Here is a 4,935-nt window from a genome sequence, read left to right on the forward strand (position 1 = left end):
GAAATAAGAAAGTCCCTAATTCAAAGGGACTTTGCTAAAAACTCCACTAGATCAGTAAAATCTAGCAAAGTTTGGGAAATAAATCAGATCTGATGGAAAATCAGATCTGATCTATAAAACAATCTGTTTTCAGGCAAAGTCAAAAGCAAAAATGTTTAAAAAAGTTACTTGATACTTTTAATATATTCAAGTACCTGTTTTCCAATCTGCTCATGTCTTAGCGCATAATCAATGAAGGTTTTTACATAACCAAACTTGTTACCACAGTCATGAGAGCACCCCTTGATATTGAAAGCTTCAATATCCATCATCCCCATCAAAAGATCGATAGTATCTGTAAGCTGGAACTCACCACCTGCACCAAGAGGAGTTTTCTTAAACAGTGACCAGATTTCAGCAGGCAGCACATATCTTCCGACAACAGCATAATCAGAAGGGGCATTGTGCACCGCTGGTTTTTCAACTATTGTCTTGATCTTTACGCTCTCACCTTCTTTTAGGTGGTTTCCCTCAATATCAACGATACCATAGGAGCTGACATCCTCTTTTGGTACCTTTTCAACCATAATCTGTGGAATACCTGTTGATTCAAATCGCTTAATCATGGCAGAAAGATTATCAGTATTCAGATCAGATGCTATATTATCAATAAGTACATCAGGCAAAAGTACAGCAAAAGGATTCTTGCCAACAATTGGGCTTGCACATGCAATAGCATGAGCCAATCCTTTTGATTCACCCTGTCTTACATTAAGAATTGATACATCCTCAGGGATAATACTTCTTATATCCTCAAGAAGCTGACGTTTAACTCTTTTTTCAAGAGTAGCCTCAAGTTCAAAAGAGGTATCAAAATGATTCTCAATAGCATTTTTAGATGAATGAGTTACAAGTACGATGTTCTTAATGCCTGCTGCTACTGCTTCTGAAACAACATACTGAATCAGAGGTTTGTCCACAAGAGGCATCATTTCCTTTGGAATAGCCTTTGTTGCAGGCAGAAGTCTTGTTCCAAGTCCTGCAACAGGAATTACGGCGTATTTGATGTTACCAAAGTTCTGATCTGGCATTTGTTATCCTTTTGTTGTGTAAATTTGTTATTGTTGATTTTTATTGTTTAGTTTATCGTTTAAAGCTTCTGGGTACTTTTTGTATATTATTAAACCACAAAACAGAGTAAATACCACATTGAGGATCGCATTTCCGAAAGTTTTGTAGTCAACCCATAGATTTTCAGCACTCAGCTGTGATACACCGAAAAGCTCTGGAAGATAAAAAGCAATAATGATGTTTAATCCTGCAGCAAATACAAAGAAAATCATCCACATTTTTGATAACAGAGCATAGGCACTGTCAGGTATTGGCAGATCCTTTTTTAAAAGATATGCAAACGGATTCTTCTTTAAAATTACCTGGAAGACAAATATTGCAAGAGCCAAAAGCAGGTTAACTATTGAGATCTTAAGTTTGATAAAGTTCGGATCTTTAAGTAGTACAGTTGGAATTCCAAAAACTAAAACTGCAGCAATCATGAAGATCTGCAATCTTGATACGGTTTTTGTTACAAGATACTCTAAAGCAGAGCAGACAAGAACTGATCCTATGATAAGTGATGTAGCCAGGATAAGATCGGATGTTGTTTTGTAGGAAACAAAAAATATGATTACAGGCAGAAACTGCAGTATTTTAATAAGCATGATTTTCTCTTTATTTATCGGATGTATTGATTACTATCTTAGATGAGTTGAACTTCTCGCACTGTTTTGCAAGAACAGAGTTGTTTTCATCAACAATATCGTTAGCCTTTAGATTTGGCTTATTCAGTCTTGAATAGTAAATACCAAGATTGTCAGCCTTATAGATAATAAACTGTTCATCTAAAAACCTTATAACATTACCATATTTAAGATCATATCTTAAAGTAGGTTTTGAAATTTTAGAGCAGTCATTTACTGCAAAGCTTAAAGTATTTTCAGAACGGCCAGAATAGACAAGGGATGTCGTGCACACACCTTCAGTGATTTCTGATTTTCTTTTTATTTCATATCTTATTGAATCTGATTTTGCACAAGATTCAATATACATGATGCTAAGAGCACAAAGTTGTTTTTTGTCAGATTTTCTCACAAACAGATTCTTGATAGGATCACAGTAGATACAGCTTTGAACCTTGTCACCATCTGATGATATATTTGAAAAGGTTATTCTCTGACTGTCATCTTGTACATATCTGTAAAGACCTTTTGGAATATCAACAGCACCTGATTTTACAGATTCAGGAAAGTAAAGATAATGAGTCAGACAGTTTCTGTCTGCAATCTTAAGAGATGAGCCAACTGCAGAGAATGCCATTTCTCCGATTTTCGGTCTGAAACTTAATGAGCAGTTGTTATCCTGTGCATAGGAATTTGCACATAAAGAAAAAACAAATGTCAGAAAAACTGTCTTGAATAATCTTGATCTCATATGCTAAGTATATCAAATACAGCTGATTATTTAATTATGAGATCTTTTATTTTTAAGAAGATCAAAAAAATATCTGTCAAAATGGATGTATTTATATGAAAGAACCTACAGTTTTTGATTTGGCATTATTTGACAGAGTCAATACATCAGATCCTGAAGAAAAATGTTTTTCTTTACAAAAAAGCAATTTCTATCTTTTGTTGTATGCATATATGGAAGCTTGTTGTGTACATTATATAAAATCAGAATTTATTAAACATAAGCAAGACATTAAGAGAAGATCATTTATAGATCTTTGTTTTGTACATGACAAAAAACTTCTTTAGAAATCACAAAACATCATTCTGTTTTATTTATCTTTTTGCAAGCAATATAGCACTGCTTGTTATAGAAACTGATGCCAATGCCATAAATTTCATTTATAAAAGGATTAGTTGTATAAGTTTTTGCATATCCTTTATCTTCTATTTGTTTTATAGCATGATTTGCATCTTCTATAACAGATTCGATTTTAGAAGATGCTTTAATCTCTAGAATAACTGCTTTATCACCTGTTTTATTCACAAACTTTAAATCTGCATAACCATCACCTGATTCACTGTTTGATTTAAAGTCAGTTATGAAGTTAGAACAGTTTGTAAATACTCCTGATAAGAATCCATGATAGAAGTTCTCAGGTTTTGCCTTTGTTGCAAAGTCTCTTATTGATACGTAGCTGTTTAAAAGACTATCTATATGCTTTTTTGCAACTGTGAAATCACCTTCAAACAGAGCATTTGCTATAAGCTTTGCCTTATTCTCTCCTTGATTTACTACTGCATCAAAGTGAGCTTTAATATTTTGTATAAAGCATTCTCTTATTTCAAGGTTTGGAATTCTAAGTGAATAGATGGTCTTATCATATCCAGAAATATTCTCTGTTCTGTAGCTATCTACTGTAAGATATCCTGTAAAAAGTAATAATGTGTAGAAATCCTCAGCTTTGTGCATTGATAAATCATCATAGTTCATTGAATCATTGATGGTTGTCTCTATACACTCACCATCCATAAGCTTTTGCATATTCTCATTATCTTCATCTGTAAGATATCCAACATATGACAATAATGCATTACTTGAGGTTGAGTTTATCCAGAAATTTGGTGCAATCATCGGGTTGCTACTTGCTTTTCTTTTTATTGCATAGTCTATGAATGATACTAAAACCCAAGGACTGAACATTTCCTTTTTATTGAATCTGTAGCCATCATAATTCTCTTTTACAAAAGGGAAGTAATCATCAAGCTCATAATCCTTTAATATCTGTACTGTCTCTTCTTTTGTAAAACCTATCATTGAATCAAAAGATGGACTTTCAGACAGAATTGTATTCACATAAAGGTTGTTTACACCTGTAAAGATGCTGTTTTTTACTACCTTTAAACAGCCTGTAAGAACTATCTTTTTAATTGGACTGCCATTACCTTCATCGCCTAGAAGATTACTTTTCATGACATTGAAAAATGAACTTATCAGTGTCACCATTTCTTTGTGGTAACCATTCTCTGATGCTTTTGCTAAAGGTACATCATACTCATCAATCAGGATAATTACCTTTTTTGAAAAGTGTTTGTATAAACAGCTTGATAGGAATTCTAATGAGCTTACTATATATTTTTCAGCTTTAGGGGTACTTAAATAATTGAAGTCCTGTAGTAATTTTAAACTTTCTTTTTCTGAATCTAATAGTTTTTCGCTGTCATTTAAAAAAAGAAAGTCTTTAAACAAATTTGACAGAGTAAACGCTAATGCTTCATATGCAGCATTATAATCCTTACCAAAAACTCCTTTTAGTGAAAAACTTATTACAGGAAACTGTCCTAGGTATTTATCTGTAAACTCTTTGTCCTTTAGAATTTCTAAACCCGCAAAGAGTTTTTCTTTATACTCTCTGTTAGAAGAACCATCAGGTGCAACTCTTAAAAAAGATTTGAACATATCCATTAAAAGAGTTTTACCAAAGCGTCTTGGTCTTGTAAAAAGAATAACGGATGCTGAATTTTCAAAAACTTTCTTTATGTAGGAGGATTTATCTATAAAATAGTAATCCTCTGTTCTAAGTTCAGAGAATTCCTCTGTACCAAATGGTAGTTTTTTGAAGCATTCATCAACCATAGTATTTATCCGTATTTTTGTTTACTTGCTTTATTTTAGGTTAATATTCCATTGTTTCAAATTCATAATAACTCAATTTAAATGCTGTTATTTTTGATAAAGAATTTATTGATTGGGCTATTTAATTTTTTTGCAAGAAACTTCACACTGCTTGTTATAGAAACTGATGCCATAGCAATAGATAGTATTTATGCTGTCTTTCTTTAAGAATGGCTCGTAATACTTTTTCTTTTCTATTTGTAAAAGAGCATCATTAGTATCCTGTTTTAAGTCATCATCATTTTTTGATGCTTTTATCTCAATGATAACTACTTT

5 protein-coding genes are annotated in these 4,935 nt (G+C 32.5%); all 5 read right to left on the reverse strand.

The window, feature by feature from the left end:
- Positions 1–164 precede the first annotated feature (164 nt).
- Complete coding sequence (gene galU, locus J5V48_RS09425; protein ID WP_219938332.1) at positions 165–1,070, reverse strand: UTP--glucose-1-phosphate uridylyltransferase GalU; 906 nt, start codon at positions 1,068–1,070, stop codon at positions 165–167.
- Positions 1,071–1,097: 27 nt separating this feature from the next.
- The gene (locus J5V48_RS09430) at positions 1,098–1,697 is read right to left on the reverse strand and encodes a septation protein IspZ (protein WP_219938334.1); all 600 of its coding nucleotides are present in this window, start codon (positions 1,695–1,697) and stop codon (positions 1,098–1,100) included.
- Between the two features lie 10 nt (positions 1,698–1,707).
- A complete protein-coding gene (locus tag J5V48_RS09435; RefSeq protein WP_219938336.1) occupies positions 1,708–2,466 on the reverse strand; it encodes a hypothetical protein in 759 nt (252 codons plus the stop codon).
- Positions 2,467–2,805: 339 nt separating this feature from the next.
- Entirely contained in the window at positions 2,806–4,620 is a 1,815-nt protein-coding gene (locus tag J5V48_RS09440) for an AAA family ATPase (protein ID WP_219938338.1), read from the reverse strand.
- Positions 4,621–4,737: 117 nt separating this feature from the next.
- The coding region (locus J5V48_RS09445; RefSeq protein WP_219938340.1) for a PD-(D/E)XK nuclease domain-containing protein at positions 4,738–4,935 on the reverse strand (198 nt) is incomplete at its 5' end.

This window comes from Succinivibrio faecicola (genome assembly GCF_019448115.1).
In the GTDB taxonomy this organism is placed as follows: domain Bacteria; phylum Pseudomonadota; class Gammaproteobacteria; order Enterobacterales; family Succinivibrionaceae; genus Succinivibrio; species Succinivibrio faecicola.